Origin of the sequence: Sphingopyxis sp. (assembly GCF_041916015.1) — a bacterium.
Lineage (GTDB): Bacteria > Pseudomonadota > Alphaproteobacteria > Sphingomonadales > Sphingomonadaceae > Sphingopyxis.
In genome coordinates, this window is sequence record NZ_JAYSAH010000074.1 from 12,004 (window position 1) to 26,462 (window position 14,459).

The window sequence follows — 14,459 nt, forward strand, 5'->3', positions numbered from 1 at the left end:
CCCTGATCGGCCTGTTCCTGATGAGCCTCGTCTTCGCCGTCCCGGCGCACGCCGAGCGGATCAAGGACATGGGCCAGTTTCAGGGCCTGCGCGCGAACCAGCTTACCGGCTATGGCATCGTCGTCGGGCTCGCGGGCACCGGCGACGACAGTCTCGACTATTCGACGCTCGGGATGAAGGGCGCGGTGTCGCGCTTCGGCCTGACGCTGCCGCCGGGAATCAATCCGGCGCTCAAAAATGCCGCGGCGGTGATGATCACCGCCGAGCTGCCGCCCTTTGCGAAGCCTGGACAGCGCCTCGACGTCACCGTGTCGGCGATCGGCAAGGCGAAAAGCCTGCGCGGCGGCACCCTCGTCCTCGCGCCGCTCTACGGCGCCGACGGCCAGATTTACGCGATGGTGCAGGGCAATCTCGTTATCGGCGGCCTCGGCGTCGATGCCGCCGACGGGTCGAAGCTGACGGTCAATGTCCCGTCGAGCGGCCGGATCGCCGGCGGCGCGACGGTCGAGCGCGCGGTCGATACGGGTTTTGCGGCCGGCGACCAGCTGACCTTCAACCTCCACCAGTTCGATGCGACCAATGCGAAGCGCGTCACCGATGCGATCAATCAGGCGCTGCCGGGCAGTGCGGTGATGATCGACGGCGCCAGCATCGCGATCCGCGCGAGCGGAGGCGGCGACGAACGGATGCGGCTGATGTCGCGGATCGAGAATCTCGATGTCGTCCGCTCCGAACCCCCGGCACGGGTGATCGTCAACGCGCGCACCGGCACGGTGGTGATCAACGGCGCGGTGCGCGTCGGCACGGCGGCGGTCTCGCAGGGCAAGCTCACGGTTTCGATCAAGGAATCGCCGACGGTGGTGCAGCCGGCGCCGTTCAGCCGCGGCGAGACCGCGGTCGAGCCGTCGAGCGATATCAGCGTCGATCAGGACTATCGCCCGATGATGATGGTGAAGTCCACCGCATCGCTTTCCCAGCTCGTCGATGCGATCAACCGCATGGGCGTTCCTCCCGGCGACCTCGTCGCCATCCTCGAAGCGCTGAGCCAGGCCGGCGCGCTGACTGCGGAACTGGTGATCATATGACGACGCCCATCTCTTCACTTCGTGCGCCCAGCCCCACGCCCGCCGCGGCCGGCGGCGGCGACGGCGGCCTGCGCAAGGCGGCCGAGGCCTTCGAGGCGGTGATCCTCCGCCAGCTCATGGCCTCGATGCGCCAGGCGAAGCTCGGCGACGACATCTTCGGGTCGAGCGCGACCGACAATTTCCGCGAGATGGCCGATGCCAAGACCGCGGACTCGATGGCCGCGCTCCGCCAGTTCGGCATCGCCGACATGGTCGAGGCGCAGCTCAAGGGCCGCGCCATGGCGGCGGGCGGCGGAGGCTTGCAGTGAGCGATCTCCTCAGCATCGGCTATACGGGGCTGCGCGCCTATTCGAAGGCGCTCTCGACCGTCGGCGACAATATCGCCAACGCGCAGACGCCGGGCTATGCGCGGCGCCGGCTCGACCTTGCCGAGGTGCCCGCGGGCAGCAACATGGTGCTCTATCGCGGCAGCGTCACGCCGGGCGGGGTCGATATCAAGGGCGTCGTGCGCTCGGTCGATCAGTGGCTGATCAACGACGCGCGCATCTCGTCGGGCGATTCGGAACGCGCGGCGGAGAAGCTCGACTGGATGAACCGCGTCGAAAGCGCGCTCAGCGACGACACCAACGGCATCAAGACCGCGCTGACTAAGCTCTACACGACCGCCGACCAGCTCACCGCCGACCCGTCGAACCCGACGCTGCGCGCGCAGTTCCTGCAGGCCGCGAGTGATATCGCGACCGGCTTCCAGACCGCCGCGAACCGCCTGTCGAGCCTGTCCGACGGCGTGTCGGCGGCGGCCGCTGCCGACGTGTCGCAGTTCAACACCAATCTCGACGCGCTCGAAAAGATCAATGTCGGGCTGCGCAAGGCGCGCGACGGATCGACCAACCAGGCGGCGCTGATGGACGAGCGCGACCGGCTGCTCGACCAGCTCTCCTCGCAGGCCGGGGTCAGCGCGACCTTCGACGCCAACGGCGCGGTGACGCTGCGCGCGACCGGCAGCGGCGATCTGCTCGTCGGCGGCGGCGTGGTGACGCCGATCGCGATGACCACCGCCGCCGACGGCCGCCTCTCCTATACGATCGGCGGATCGGCCTTTCCCAATGCGACGGGCTCGCTCGCCGGCTTTGCCGAGGCGGCGAACCATATCGCCGACGAGCGCGCCGGGCTCGATACGATGGCGACGCAGTTCGCGGGACAGATCAACAGCGCGCATCAGGCAGGCGTCGATGCGAACGGCAACGCCGGACAGCCGCTCTTCACCGGAACGAGCGCGGCGACGCTGACCGCCACCTCCTTGACTGCAAGCCAGGTCGCCGCCGGCGATGCGACGAGCACGAACGGCAATATGCTCGCGCTCGGCGCGATGCGCGGCGCGAACGACCCCGAGGCAGCCTGGTCGGGCCATATGGCGACGCAGGCGCAGGCGACCGCCTCGGCGCGTGCGCAGGATGCCGCGGCGACGACGCGCGCCGACGGCGCCGCCGCCGCGCGCGATTCGGTGAGCGAGGTCAATCTCGACAATGAGGCCGCCGAACTGCTGCGCTTTCAGCAGGCCTATTCGGCGGCGGCGCGCACGATCCAGGTCGCGCGCGAAACGATGCAGACGCTGCTGAGCTCGCTGTAAGGGGAGGCGACAGATGATCAATGCCGTGGGTAATCGCATGACGCGCGAGATCGCGCGCCAGTCCCGGCTCGCCGACGGGCTCGAGCGGATTCAGATCCAGATTTCGAGCGGCAAGCGGCTGCAGCGCATGTCCGACGACCCGGTCGCGGCGCGGCGCATCCAGACGCTCGGCACGACGCAGGCGAGCATGGCGAGCTGGCAGGCGAACATCAAATCGGCCAGCGCGCAGGCGTCGCAGGCCGACGGCGTGCTCAAATCGACGAGCGACCTCCTGATCCGCGCGCGCGAACTGACGCTGTCGGCGTCGAGCGACACCGCCAGCCCCGCCGATCGCGCGACGATCGCCGCCGAGCTCAAAACCCTCGCCGACCAGATCGACGGCCTCGCCGCGACGCGCGATTCGAACGGCGAGCCGCTGTTCGCCGCCGGCGCGGCGCGCGTCGTGCGCTTCGACAGCGACATCAGCTTCGCAGCGGTTCCCTCGGCCGCCGACACGTTCGTCTTCGGCGGCAATGGCCTGTCGACCAGCCTTCGCGACATCGCGACCGCGGTCGCGGCGGGCGACAAGGCGGCGATGGGAACCGGGCTGACGACGCTGACCGGCGCGATCGATCATGTCGCGAACCAGAATGCCGCGATCGGCCTTGCAGCAGGGCGGCTCGAGCGTATCGGCGAGTCGATCGCGGCGCGCGGCATCGACGTCGCCGACGAGCGCCAGTCGATCGAGGAGACCGATCTCGACACCGCGATCGCGCAGCTCAATGCCCAGGAATTGACGCTCAGCGCCGCGCAGGCGGCCTTTGCCAAGATCAACCGGCAGACTTTGTTCGATCTTTTGACCTGACGCGCTCAACTTCGGCGGCGCGCTGCCGTTAAGCATAAAGACGTCCTTTGAATTTGCCGGGGGTTCATCCCCCAATGGAGTTGTCCGCGCATGTTTCCCGTAATCGGCATCGTCGTTCTGATCCTGCTGGTGTTCGGGGGATTCGCGTTTACCGGCGGCAATCTGACCCCGGTGCTCCATGCGCTGCCGCACGAAATGCTGATCATCGGCGGCGCCGCGGTCGGATCGCTGATCATCGGCAATTCGGGCGCCGACCTGAAGGCGCTCGCGGGCGGGATGGGCAAGGTGTTCAAGGGTCCGGCGTACAAGAAGCAGGATTATCTCGACTGCATCCTCCTCGTCTCGACGCTGATGAAGATGATGCGCACCGAAGGCCCGGTCGCGGTCGAGCCGCATATCGAGGACCCGAAGGCCTCGCCGATCTTTCAGCAATATCCGAAGCTGCTCAAGGACGACACGCTCGTCCATCTGATCTGCGACACGCTGCGCCTTGTCGTCGTCTCGTCGGGCACGCTCGATCCGCACGCCGTCGAGGAGGTGATGGACAATGCGCTGAAGAGCCACCGCCATCATGCGCTGAAGCCCGCCGAGGGATTGCAGGGCCTTGCCGACGCGCTTCCCGCGCTTGGCATCGTCGCGGCGGTGCTCGGCGTCGTCAAGACGATGGGCTCGATCGACAAGCCGCCGGCGATCCTCGGCGCGATGATCGGCTCGGCGCTTGTCGGCACCTTTCTGGGGGTGCTGCTCGCCTATGGCCTCGTCGGGCCGTTCGCCACGCGCGCCAAGACCGTGATCGAAAGCGACGCCGCCATTTATCACACGGTGAAGCAGCTGATCATCGCCTCGCTCCACGGTCATCCGCAGCCGCTGGTGATCGAGGCGGCGCGCTCGGGGGTCGAGCATAGCAACCAACCGAGCTTCGCCGAAGTCTTCGACGGGATGAGGGGGCGCTGACGTGGCCGCGCGTCCCAATCTCGTCCGGCCGATCATCGTCAAGAAGGTGATCGAGGAAGGTCATGGCGGCCACCATGGCGGTGCCTGGAAGGTCGCCTATGCCGACTTCGTGACCGCGATGATGGCCTTCTTCCTCCTGATGTGGCTGCTCGGCGCGACGACCGAGAAGCAGCGCAAGGCGCTCGCCGACTATTTCGCGCCGACGCTGATCAAGACCAAGACCGATGCTGCGGGCGGATCAGGCCTGTTCGGGGGCGATTCGATCGTCTCGGCCGACAAATATCCGAACCGCGCCGGCCAGACCGGCTCGCGGTCGCTGACCATCCCCAAGGATGCCGTCGGCGGACCGAAGGAAGCCGCGGGACGCGAGAAGGAAAAGGAAAAGTTCGCGCAGGTCGCCAAGTCGATGATGGAGCGGGTGCAGCAGAAGGGCGAGCTCAAGCGGCTCGCGCGCAACCTGCGCTTCACCGTCACGACCGAGGGAATGCGGATCGACGTCGTCGACGATGCCGACTTCTCGATGTTCGTGAGCGGCACCAGCCAGCTCACCCCCGCAGGCGCCAGGCTGTTCAGCGAAATCGCGAAGCCGATCGCCGAGACGCCCAACCGGCTGATGATCCGCGGGCATACCGATGCGGCGCCCTGGTCGGCGAAAACGGGGATGAACAACTGGCGCCTGTCGGTCGATCGCGCGGAGGTGGTACGGAACTTTCTCGAGTATCGGGGCGTTGCCGGGGATCGCTATGCGCGGATCGAAGGGGTCGCCGATCGCGAGCCCTACAACCCCGTCGATCGATTCGACCCGCGCAACCGGCGTATCTCGATCACGCTGGGCTGGCGGGTCGAGCCCGGGAATTAGTGCCAATCTGGCAGTATCAACAAGCCTTAACAACGCAACTTGGCCGACATTGCCGCCAATCTGGCAATAACTCTTTGTTTTCAAGGAGTTGTGTCCGAATGGCTAATCTTTCGTTTACCATTTTCCTCAATCTCTGACGGCATCGAAAGAGCGCCGAATGGGGGGCGCGGTGGAGACGAGCATGACTGTGGGGCAAGGCAAGGACGCGCAATCCGCGCTGGAAACGCTGATCATCGGGCAGAGCCCGGCGGTTCAGCAGCTGCGCGAAATGATCCGCCGGGTCGCCCGGTCGAATGCCTCGGTGCTGCTCTGCGGCCCCTCGGGTTCGGGCAAGGAACTCGTCGCCCGCGCCATCCACGACGAAGGCGTCCGTTCGGGCAAGGCCTTTTCCGCGATCAACTGCGGCGCCATCCCCGGCGACCTCATCGAATCCGAATTGTTCGGGCATGAAAAGGGCAGCTTCACCGGCGCCCATGCCCGCCGCATCGGCCATTTCGAGGCGAGCGACGGCGGCACGCTGTTCCTCGACGAAATCGGCGACATGCGCTTCGACATGCAGGTCAAGCTGCTCCGCGTGCTCGAAGAGCGGACCATCGTCCGCGTCGGCAGCAGCGAGGTCCGCCCGGTCGACATCCGCCTGATTTCGGCAACTCACCAGGATCTCGGCGCCGCGATCGCCGGCGGCCGCTTCCGCGAGGATCTGTTCTTCCGGCTCGGCGTCGTCGTGCTCCAGGTGCCGAGCCTCGCCGCGCGCGTCGAGGATATTCCGGCGCTGATCCGCCATTTCCAGCGCCAGATGCCCGCCGACGCCAAATGCCGCTTCGACGAGGGCGCAATCGCCCTGCTCATGCAGCACCGCTGGCCCGGCAATGTCCGTGAACTCCGCAACTTCGTCGAGCGCGCGAGCGTGCTTTACGGCGGCGAGACGCTCGGCGCCGACGATGTCGCGATGCTGTTCGACCCGACCGCGGCGCTGGCGCTGCGTCCGGCCGCTCCGGCCGCGGACTTTTCGCACGACGAGCAACAGGCGGCGGCGTCCTTCGCCAAAATGCCCGCGCCCGGCCGCCCGATCGACCTCAAGCGCGAGATCGAGACGATCGAGCTCGAACAGATCCACAACGCCCTCGACCTTGCCGACGGAATCATTTCGGAGGCCGCGCGCCTGCTGACGCTGAAGCGGACGACGCTGATCGAGAAGATGCGCAAATATGGAGTTCAGCAGCAGGCCGCCTGACGACTACCCCACCAGTTTTCGGCGCCGCTGAATTCGGCACCGGCCGCATTTTCCCTCTGCCGCCTGTCCCCACCTTTGGCGGCAGCAGGGAAGCGGCCGGTGCCGAACCTTTTTTATAAAGGCCTATAAATTAGACCAAATCCGTTTGCCCTGAGCTTGTCGACAGGCCGTCCTTCCCTTTAGCGTCGCCGAAAGGAAGAACAGTGCTTCGACAAGCTCAGCACAAACGGACGGTAAGATATTTGGTCGCTCCTAGCGGATCTGCCGCCAGGCGGAGCTGATCGTGACGATGCCATTCAACAGCTCGTCGAGCGCCTCGGCGCTGTTCTGGGCCACCGCATCGTCGAGCTTGCGGCGCATGCTGCGATAGACGCGCGAGAGTGCGACCGCGACATCGCCCCCCGCCTCATGGTCGAGGTTGACGTCGAGACCGATCAGGATCGTGCGGGCGCGATGTGCGGGATCGGTCGCCGAAATGCGCTGTCCCTGCCGCACCATCGACGCGAGCACGCCGACCGCCGTCTCCAGCTCGTCATAGAGCATGGTGACGAGCTCGACCGGATCGGCGGCGGCCGCCCGGCTTTCGTGCTGCAAGCGGCGATAGAGACCCGTCGCGCGGACGGTCGAAGCAGTGGCGGCCATGGCGGGAATCATCAGTCTTTCTGGTTCGACCACATCTCGATCTGCTGCTCGAGATAGGCCTTGGTCGCCTTGAACGCGTTCAGCTTCACGTCGAGCGCGCTATATTGCTTTTCGAGCCGCGCCTTGTAGGCGGCCTCGCGCTCCTCGACCTTCGCGAGCTGATCGGCGAGCGAGCTGCTCTTGTCGGCGAGCGATTTCGTCACCCGGCCGATCGCGCCATCGCTCGCCACCGCCTTGTCGCGGATCGCGTCGAGGATACCGGCGATGCCGGGGTCGCTCGTCGTGGTGTGCGTCGCGTCGCGTCGCGGGCTGAACAGCGCCTCGACGGCGCCGGCGTCGGAGGCGAGCGCCTTTTCGAGCTTCGCCGAATCGACCGTGAGGGTGCCGTCCTTGGCCGACGTAATGCCGATGTCCGACAATCTGGAAATGCTGCTCCCGCTGGTCAGCACCTTGTTGACCATGTCGCTGAGCTCGCGTTCGAGCGCGCGGAGCGAGCTGGTGGCGCCCGACAGGCCGGCGGCGGCGGTCAGGCTCTTCTTGAGCTGGTTGTAGACCGAGACGAAATCGCCCACGGTCTGACGGATCATGTCGAGCGGGCGGCTCGCGCCGATATCGACCGGCTGGCCGGGTGCGGCCTTCTTGAGCGTCAGCGCCATCCCCGGAATCACGTCGTCGACGCTGTTGGTCGCGCGGCTGTAGGCGATGCCATCGATCGTGAAGGTGGCGTTCGCGGCCGACTGGCCGAGCGTCATGCCGCCGCCCGCGCCATAGCCGAAGGTAGCGAGCGCCGGGTCGGCCCCCGCGTCGGCGGTCAGGGTGAAGGCGTTCGCCTCGCCCGTCGCGCCCTTCAGCACGATGCGGCTGCCGCCGGTATCGGCGACGATCGAGGCGGTGACGCCCGCGCCGCTGGCGTTGATCGCGGTGGCCAGGCCTTCGAGGCTGTTGTTCGCTGCGTCGATGGTGATCGTCTTGTTCACTCCGCCGACGCTCAGCGTCATCGTGCCGGCGCCGATCGCGGCGCTCTTGTCGGCGACGACCCCCGAATAGGCTGTCTGCGCGCGGGCGAGGCTGTTCACGACGATCGTGGCGGAAAAACTGTCGGCGCTGAGCCCCGCGCGCGCGGTCGCCGCCAGCACGCTCTCGTCGGAGACCGTCGGCGTGCTGCGGAGCGATCCGTCGGCGATCATCTGTTCGAGCGAATCGGCGAAACCTTCGAGGTCCGAGCGAGCCTGCGCGACCGCGCTGACCCGCGCCTGGTTCTGCTGGGTCAGCGTCGTGAGCCGCGCGACCTTCGGATCGCGCGAGGCGCTGGCGAGGTCGCTCACCAGCTTGGGGATGTCGATTCCCGAGCCGTAGCCGAGCGAAGAGGCGATAGAGGTGACCATGGCGAATATCCTTCGCACCTCTTAACGGCGGCGGGGGCGCAGGATTAAGGGCTGCGCGGTCAGTTTTGCCGGCGCCCCTCGGCGTCGAAGCGGTGCGTCGGCGGCACGTCGATCGCGGGCTGGTGCAGCCCCTCCGCCACCGCGCGTTCGAGCTGGAAGACGAAGGCGAGCACGGTCGCGACCGCGACGAACAATTCTTCCGGAATCGTCCGCCCGGCGCGCGCGGTGAAATAGATGGCGCGGGCAAGCTGCGGATATTCGAGGATCGGGACATTTGCGCCCCGCGCCAGTTCGCGGATCGACAGCGCGACGTCGCCGCGCCCGCGCGCGACGACGACCGGCGCGGCGTCCTGGCCGGGGCGATAGCGCAGCGCGACCGAAAAATGGGTGGGGTTGGTAAGGACGACGGTCGCATCCGACACCGCCTTGCGCGCCGAGCCGCTCAATATTTCGTGCGCGCGCTGGCGCTGCGCCTGCTTGAGTTCGGGGGCGCCGTCCGATTGGCGCATTTCTTCCTTCACTTCCTGCTTGCTCATCATCAGGCGGCGAGTGCGCTGATACCATTGCGCGGGCACGTCGATCAGCGCGATGACGACCAGTCCGCCCGCCATCGCGAGCATCGCATGGCCGACCGAACGCCCCGCAAGGCCGATCGCCGCCTGCAGGTCGGCCTGCGCCAGCGACATGATCGCGGGCATCGTCTTCGCGACGAGCCAGTATCCGATCGTGCCGAGCAGCAGTACCTTGGCGAGCGATTTGATCAGCTCGATGACACCCTGCGGCCCGAAGATGCGCTTGAGCCCCGACAGGGGATTCATCCGGTTGCCCTTGAAGCCGAGCGCCTTGCCGCGCCAGCCGAGCGAGCCGAGCATCGCGGGCGCCGCGATGCTTGCTGCGAAGGCGAGCGCGAACAGGCTGCCGAGCGGCAGCAGGATTTCGACCCCGTTGCGCATCACCGCCTCGCCGGGCGCGAAATGCGCGATGTCGCCGGCATCGAGCGTCAGCCCGCGGCGGACGAGTTCGCCCGCCGAATCGACGAGCCAGCCGCCCGCGGCGAGCAGCCAGCCGGCGCCCGCGAGCATCATCAGCGCGGTCGCGAGTTCCTTCGACATCAGCACGTCGCCCTCGCGCGCCGAGTCCATGAGCTTCTTGTGGGTTGGAAGCTCGGTCTTCTGGTCCTTTTCGGTCGCTCCCGCCATCGCTCAGCGCCCCGATGCAATCATGCGCGCCGCATCGAGCGCGTCGGAGAGGAAGCGGGCGATCGCCTCGGCCATCGCCGGGGTCGCCATGCCGAGCAGGACGACGCCCGCGAGCAAAGTGGCGGGCAGACCGACCGCGAACAGGTTCATCGCCGGCGCCGAACGGCCGATCACGCCCATGATCATCTGGACGAGGATCAGCACGAAGCCGACCGGCAGCGCGATGGTAAGCCCGGCCGCGAACATCAGGCTTGCGAAGCGGAGCAGCCCGCCGATCGCGGCGAAGGAGGGAAAGGCGTTGCCGGGGGGCAGCGCCCGATAGCTGTCGACGATGATCTGGATCAGCAGCAGATGGCCGTCGGCGGCGAGGAAGAGCGCGGTCGCCAGCATCGACAGGAACTGGCCGACGACCGTACTCGACGCGCCGCTCAGGGGATCGACCATCGACGCGAAGCCGAGGCCCATCGCATTGCTGATCGCCTCGCCCGCGAGCAATGCGGCGGCGAGCCCCATCTGGAGCACGAAGCCGATCGCAAGGCCGATCACCGCCTCGCCGATGATGAAGAAGAGGCCGGGGACCGAGACGATCCCGTCCGCGGGCAGCGCCATCCCCGACGCCGCGACCGCGGGCACGCCGACTGCGAGCGCGACGACGAGGCGTAGCTGTACCGGCACGTTCGCGGCGCCGAACACCGGCGCGGCCAGAAAGGCGGCACCGGGCCGGATCATCCCCAGCATCCAGAGCTGGAGCATCGCCTCGATATTGGGGACGTCGGCGGGGTTCATCGCGCCGCTAGCGGACCAGGTTCGGGATCTGCGCGAAAATGTCCTGCGTGAAATCGGTGAGCAGCACGAGGATGCTGCTGCCGAAGATCGCAAGGCAGATGGCGGTGACGATCAGCTTGGGCACGAAGCTCAGCGTCTGTTCGTTGATCGAGGTCGCCGCCTGCACCATGCCGAGCAGCACGCCGACGACGAGGATCGGGATCAGGATCGGCGCCGCGGCGAGCGCGAGCACCCACAGCGATTGTTGCGCGACCCCGACGAAATAATCGGCTTCCATCGTCTAGGTTCCAAAGGAGGAGGCGAGCGACCCCATCGTCAGCGCCCAGCCGTCGACGAGGACGAAGAGCAGCAGCTTGAAGGGCATCGAGATGACCGTCGGCGACAGCATCATCATGCCGAGCGACATCAGCGCCGAGGCGACGATCAGATCGATGACGAGAAAGGGCAGGAAGATCAGGAAGCCGATCTGGAAGGCGGTCTTGAGCTCGCTGGTGACGAAGGCGGGCAGCACGATCGAGAAGGGTACGTCCTTCGGGCTGGCATAGGCCGGTGCCTTGGCGATCTTCGCGAACATCATCAGGTCGGACTTGCGCGTCTGCGTCATCATGAAGCCGTGCAGCGCATCGCCCGAACGGCTGACCGCGGTGCCGATGTCGATCTGTTCCTGGCCATAGGGTTCGATCGCGACGCGGTTCACCTCGCTCAGCACCGGCTGCATCACGAACAGCGACAGGAACAGGCTGAGGCCGACGAGCACCTGATTCGGCGGCGTCTGCTGGAGCCCCAGTGCATGGCGCAGGATCGACAGCACGATGATGATACGCGTGAAGCTGGTCATCATCAGGAGCAGTGACGGCAGCACCGTCAGCAGGCTCATCAGGACGAGGATCTGCAGCGACAGCGACAGCGGGCGGCCGTTGCCGCCGATTTCGGCGACCGCGCGCGTCAGCCCGCTGCCCCCGGCATCCTGCGCGAGCGCGGGCGCGGCGACGGCGAGCAGCGCAAAGCCGCCTGCGAGGGCGGCGCGGCGCATCCAGCGGGCGCGGGGTGAAAGGCTCTTGGCCGGCGTCTTAGCCAACATGGAAGTCGCCCTGGCTGTTGTCGGCGAGGCGGGTGACCTGCCCGCGCGAGACCGAGAGCAATATCTGCTGGCCCGCGAATTCGACGACCGCGAGCTTGGTGCCGGGGCCGAGCGGCAGCACGCCGACCATCTCGACCGCGCGCGCCTGTTTGGCGGCGCCGGTGAGCGGCACGCCCATCTGGACGCGCTTCCACAGCCACAGGCTGCCCCACGCCATGCCGCCGACGAGCGGCAGCAGAATGAGCAGGCGGAGAATATATTCGAGCATCAGCCCCTCCGCTCGAAGCCCGCGAACCCTTGCGCGGGCGCGACGACTTCGGCGATCTGGATGCCGTAGCGGCCGTCGATGCTGACGATCTCGCCCTTCGCGATCAGCGTGCCGTTGGCATAGATGTCGAGCAGCTCGTTCGCGGCGCGGTCGAGCTCGACGACGCTGCCCTCGGACAGCGACAGCAGTTCGGCGAGCGTCATCGAGGTCGAGCCGACCTCGACCGAGACGCGCAGCGAGACGCCGGCAAGCAGGTCGAAATTGGGCGCCCCGGCGATGCTCCGGTCGCGCCGGTCCGCGCGGGGCGGTGCTTCGGCCATGTCAGTCATTGTCGGGTCCTTCTTCGATATGTTCGATCATGATGGCGGCGTTGCCATTCGATTCACCGATGCCCCCGGACGCGAAACTGCGGCCGGCGACGGTTACCGGAACATTGCGCGGAATGGTTAACGGAATGATATCGCCGACCTCCAAAGAGAGGAGTTTGACCAAAGAAATTTCGGGACGGGCAAGAACCGAGCGCACGGGAAGCCGCACCGTCTTCAATGCGCTGTTCAGCGTCGCGGTCCAGGCGGGGTCGATCGCGGGCGCGTCGCGCGTATCCGGAACCGGCTCGGCGCCCGCGATGCCGCGCAGCGCGGCCTGCGGATAGGCGCAGAGAATCGTGCGGCCCTCGAACACGCCGCCGCGCAGGGTGAAGCGCTGGACGAGCAGTTCGTCGTCGGCGCGCACCGCGGCGAGCTTCGCCGGGTCGCTGGTCACGCAGTCGAGTTCGGGCTCGATGCCCAGCTTCCACGCGGCGGCGAGCTGCTGGCCCATGTCGCGGCCGAGCCGCGCCGCGAAGCGTTCCTCGGCGTCGGTCAGATCCTCGCGTTCTCCGGCGAGCTGGCCCTTGCCGCCATAGAAGATGTCGACGAGCTGGAGCAGCAGCGGCCGCGTCGCCGCGAGCAGCAGCGGACCCTTCAGCGGCGGCGCATGATAGCGCCAGAAGAGGCCGGGGCTGACCGCCTGGCACCAGTCGGCGAAGCGCATCTGGACCGCGGCCTCGCGCTCGACCTGCACCGTCGGCGCGCCGAGCGCGCGGATGAGATCGCGCAAGGACCGCGCGAACTGGTTGCCGACGCTGTCGAGCACCGGAAAGGCATAGCTGCCCTCGGACTTGCGGAGCAGCAGCGACGCCTTGGCGTCGGCGGCCTGCTTCGCCGAGGCATCGACGGGTTTCGGCTCGAGGCTCACTGGATCACCAGCGAGGTGAAATAGACGTTGTCGATGCCGCCGAAGCCTTCCTTGTCGCGCAGCACGTCGTTGATCGCGGCGGTGAGCTGGCGCTGGAGCTGCTGCTTGCCCTGCGAGGTCGAGAGCAGCGCCGGGTCCTGTTCGGCGAGCACCATCAGCACCGCCGAGCGAATCGGGACGCTCTGGTTCTTGATGTTGGTGATGACCTTGCCGTCATAATAGGTCGACAGGCTGATCCCGACCTGCAGAAAGCCCGACCCGTCGGCGAGGTTCGTCGTGAAGGCGTCGGTGATCGGATAATAGGTGATCTCATATTTGCGCGGATCGACCTTGAAATGGTCGTTCGGCACCGAAACGGTGCCGACCTTCAGCGCCGCTTCCTTGCCCTCGCCGCCGCCTTCGCCCTCGGCGGCCGCTTCCCCGCCTTCGCTGCGCACGACGAGCTTGGGGTAATGATCCTCGGGCTTCGCCTCATGGCTGCCGAGACCGCCGCCCAGATAGATGCCGGCGCCCGCGCCCGCGCTGATCAACGCGGTGCCGCCGATACCCAGCATCAGCATCTTCTTCATCTTGCCGCCCTTTTTCGGCTCGGCTTCGGTCGTCTTGTCCTTGCTCATGGCGAGCTCCTTTCTGGTCAGGCGAAGCGGCCGCGGCGGTCCGCGGCACGGTCTTCGCTGTCGGCGCCGGAGCGCTCGGGGGCGGTTTCGATGAGATGGCTGGCATCGGGCGCGGCCTGGCGGCCCTGGCCCTGCGGCTGTTGCTGCTGGCGGCCCGTCTCCGCCGGGGTATGCGTGACCTGCGCGTCGGCGACGCGCACGCCCTGCTGGCGGAGGTCCTCGACGAGGCGCGGCTGCGCCGCCTGGACGATCGTCGCGGTCGCCTCATGCTGCGTGTCGAGCTTGACCGTCACGCCCGCGTCGCCGGTCAGCATCGACACGTCGAGCCGGCCGAGATGGCGCGGCATCAGGCGAAAGCTGATGTCGCCCTTGTCCGACTTGGTCGCGGCGATGTCGGCGGCGAGCTGGGCGATCCATTGGTCGTCGCTGCCCATGTCGAGCACCCGCTCGGCGACCGGCGCGGCCTTGGCGGCTTCGGTCAGCGGCGCGGCGCCCTGAAGATCGGGCTGCGCAAAGAGCACGGTCATCGAAGCACCGGCGTCGAGGACAGGTTTTGCGGGTGCGGCGGGAGCCGGAACGGCCGGCTGCGACGGCGCGGCTTCGGCGGCCCGGACCGGCGCCGGCGCCTGCGGTGCGGCC

18 protein-coding genes are annotated in these 14,459 nt (G+C 67.3%); 7 read left to right on the forward strand and 11 right to left on the reverse strand.

The genetic code is table 11. The features are described from left to right. The first annotated feature begins 20 nt into the window (after positions 1-20). The 7 genes from ACE3SL_RS10480 (at position 21) to ACE3SL_RS10510 (ending at position 6,606) form a co-directional block, all read left to right on the forward strand. A complete protein-coding gene (locus tag ACE3SL_RS10480; RefSeq protein ID WP_374525698.1) occupies positions 21-1,085 on the forward strand; it encodes a flagellar basal body P-ring protein FlgI in 1,065 nt (354 codons plus the stop codon). Next, the gene (locus ACE3SL_RS10485; RefSeq protein WP_374525682.1) at positions 1,082-1,393 is read left to right on the forward strand and encodes a rod-binding protein; all 312 of its coding nucleotides are present in this window, start codon (positions 1,082-1,084) and stop codon (positions 1,391-1,393) included. Before ACE3SL_RS10480 ends, ACE3SL_RS10485 begins: the two co-directional genes overlap by 4 nt. After that, positions 1,390-2,715 carry a flagellar hook-associated protein FlgK gene (gene flgK, locus ACE3SL_RS10490; RefSeq protein WP_374525683.1) on the forward strand — a complete coding sequence of 442 codons (1,326 nt, stop codon included), beginning with the start codon at positions 1,390-1,392 and terminating at the stop codon, positions 2,713-2,715. The genes ACE3SL_RS10485 and flgK overlap by 4 nt, the downstream gene beginning before the upstream one ends. A gap of 13 nt (positions 2,716-2,728) precedes the next feature. Then, a complete protein-coding gene (locus ACE3SL_RS10495) occupies positions 2,729-3,559 on the forward strand; it encodes a flagellin (RefSeq protein ID WP_374525684.1) in 831 nt (276 codons plus the stop codon). Positions 3,560-3,649: 90 nt separating this feature from the next. After that, positions 3,650-4,513: a flagellar motor stator protein MotA gene (gene motA / locus ACE3SL_RS10500; RefSeq protein WP_374525685.1), complete on the forward strand. Its 864-nt coding sequence runs from the start codon at positions 3,650-3,652 to the stop codon at positions 4,511-4,513. A gap of 1 nt (position 4,514) precedes the next feature. Beyond that, positions 4,515-5,372: a flagellar motor protein MotB gene (locus ACE3SL_RS10505; RefSeq protein WP_374525686.1), complete on the forward strand. Its 858-nt coding sequence runs from the start codon at positions 4,515-4,517 to the stop codon at positions 5,370-5,372. Positions 5,373-5,553: 181 nt separating this feature from the next. After that, positions 5,554-6,606: a sigma-54 interaction domain-containing protein gene (locus tag ACE3SL_RS10510; protein ID WP_374525687.1), complete on the forward strand. Its 1,053-nt coding sequence runs from the start codon at positions 5,554-5,556 to the stop codon at positions 6,604-6,606. 252 nt (positions 6,607-6,858) lie between these two features. On the opposite strand, the gene fliS is transcribed toward ACE3SL_RS10510, so the two are convergent. The 11 genes from fliS to ACE3SL_RS10565 all read right to left on the reverse strand — a co-directional run. Beyond that, entirely contained in the window at positions 6,859-7,248 is a 390-nt protein-coding gene (gene fliS / locus ACE3SL_RS10515) for a flagellar export chaperone FliS (RefSeq protein WP_374525688.1), read from the reverse strand. Positions 7,249-7,259: 11 nt separating this feature from the next. Then, positions 7,260-8,633: a flagellar filament capping protein FliD gene (gene fliD / locus ACE3SL_RS10520; protein WP_374525689.1), complete on the reverse strand. Its 1,374-nt coding sequence runs from the start codon at positions 8,631-8,633 to the stop codon at positions 7,260-7,262. Positions 8,634-8,692: 59 nt separating this feature from the next. After that, positions 8,693-9,832, reverse strand: coding sequence for a flagellar type III secretion system protein FlhB (gene flhB / locus ACE3SL_RS10525; protein WP_374525690.1), 1,140 nt, complete (start codon positions 9,830-9,832; stop codon positions 8,693-8,695). Positions 9,833-9,835: 3 nt separating this feature from the next. Continuing rightward, positions 9,836-10,618 carry a flagellar biosynthetic protein FliR gene (gene fliR, locus ACE3SL_RS10530; RefSeq protein WP_374525691.1) on the reverse strand — a complete coding sequence of 261 codons (783 nt, stop codon included), beginning with the start codon at positions 10,616-10,618 and terminating at the stop codon, positions 9,836-9,838. A gap of 7 nt (positions 10,619-10,625) precedes the next feature. Beyond that, complete coding sequence (locus tag ACE3SL_RS10535) at positions 10,626-10,895, reverse strand: flagellar biosynthetic protein FliQ (RefSeq protein ID WP_374525692.1); 270 nt, start codon at positions 10,893-10,895, stop codon at positions 10,626-10,628. Positions 10,896-10,898: 3 nt separating this feature from the next. After that, a complete protein-coding gene (gene fliP, locus ACE3SL_RS10540) occupies positions 10,899-11,651 on the reverse strand; it encodes a flagellar type III secretion system pore protein FliP (RefSeq protein ID WP_374525699.1) in 753 nt (250 codons plus the stop codon). A gap of 37 nt (positions 11,652-11,688) precedes the next feature. Beyond that, the gene (locus ACE3SL_RS10545) at positions 11,689-11,967 is read right to left on the reverse strand and encodes a flagellar biosynthetic protein FliO (RefSeq protein ID WP_374525693.1); all 279 of its coding nucleotides are present in this window, start codon (positions 11,965-11,967) and stop codon (positions 11,689-11,691) included. After that, on the reverse strand, positions 11,967-12,296 hold the full coding sequence (fliN, locus tag ACE3SL_RS10550) for a flagellar motor switch protein FliN (RefSeq protein WP_374525694.1): 330 nt from the start codon (positions 12,294-12,296) through the stop codon (positions 11,967-11,969). Before fliN ends, ACE3SL_RS10545 begins: the two co-directional genes overlap by 1 nt. Further along, positions 12,289-13,203, reverse strand: coding sequence for a flagellar motor switch protein FliM (locus ACE3SL_RS10555; RefSeq protein WP_374525695.1), 915 nt, complete (start codon positions 13,201-13,203; stop codon positions 12,289-12,291). The genes fliN and ACE3SL_RS10555 overlap by 8 nt, the downstream gene beginning before the upstream one ends. Beyond that, the gene (fliL, locus tag ACE3SL_RS10560) at positions 13,200-13,820 is read right to left on the reverse strand and encodes a flagellar basal body-associated protein FliL (RefSeq protein ID WP_374525696.1); all 621 of its coding nucleotides are present in this window, start codon (positions 13,818-13,820) and stop codon (positions 13,200-13,202) included. Before fliL ends, ACE3SL_RS10555 begins: the two co-directional genes overlap by 4 nt. A 17-nt stretch (positions 13,821-13,837) precedes the next feature. Then, positions 13,838-14,459 (reverse strand): flagellar hook-length control protein FliK (locus ACE3SL_RS10565; protein ID WP_374525697.1); only part of this gene is annotated, 622 nt, incomplete at its 5' end.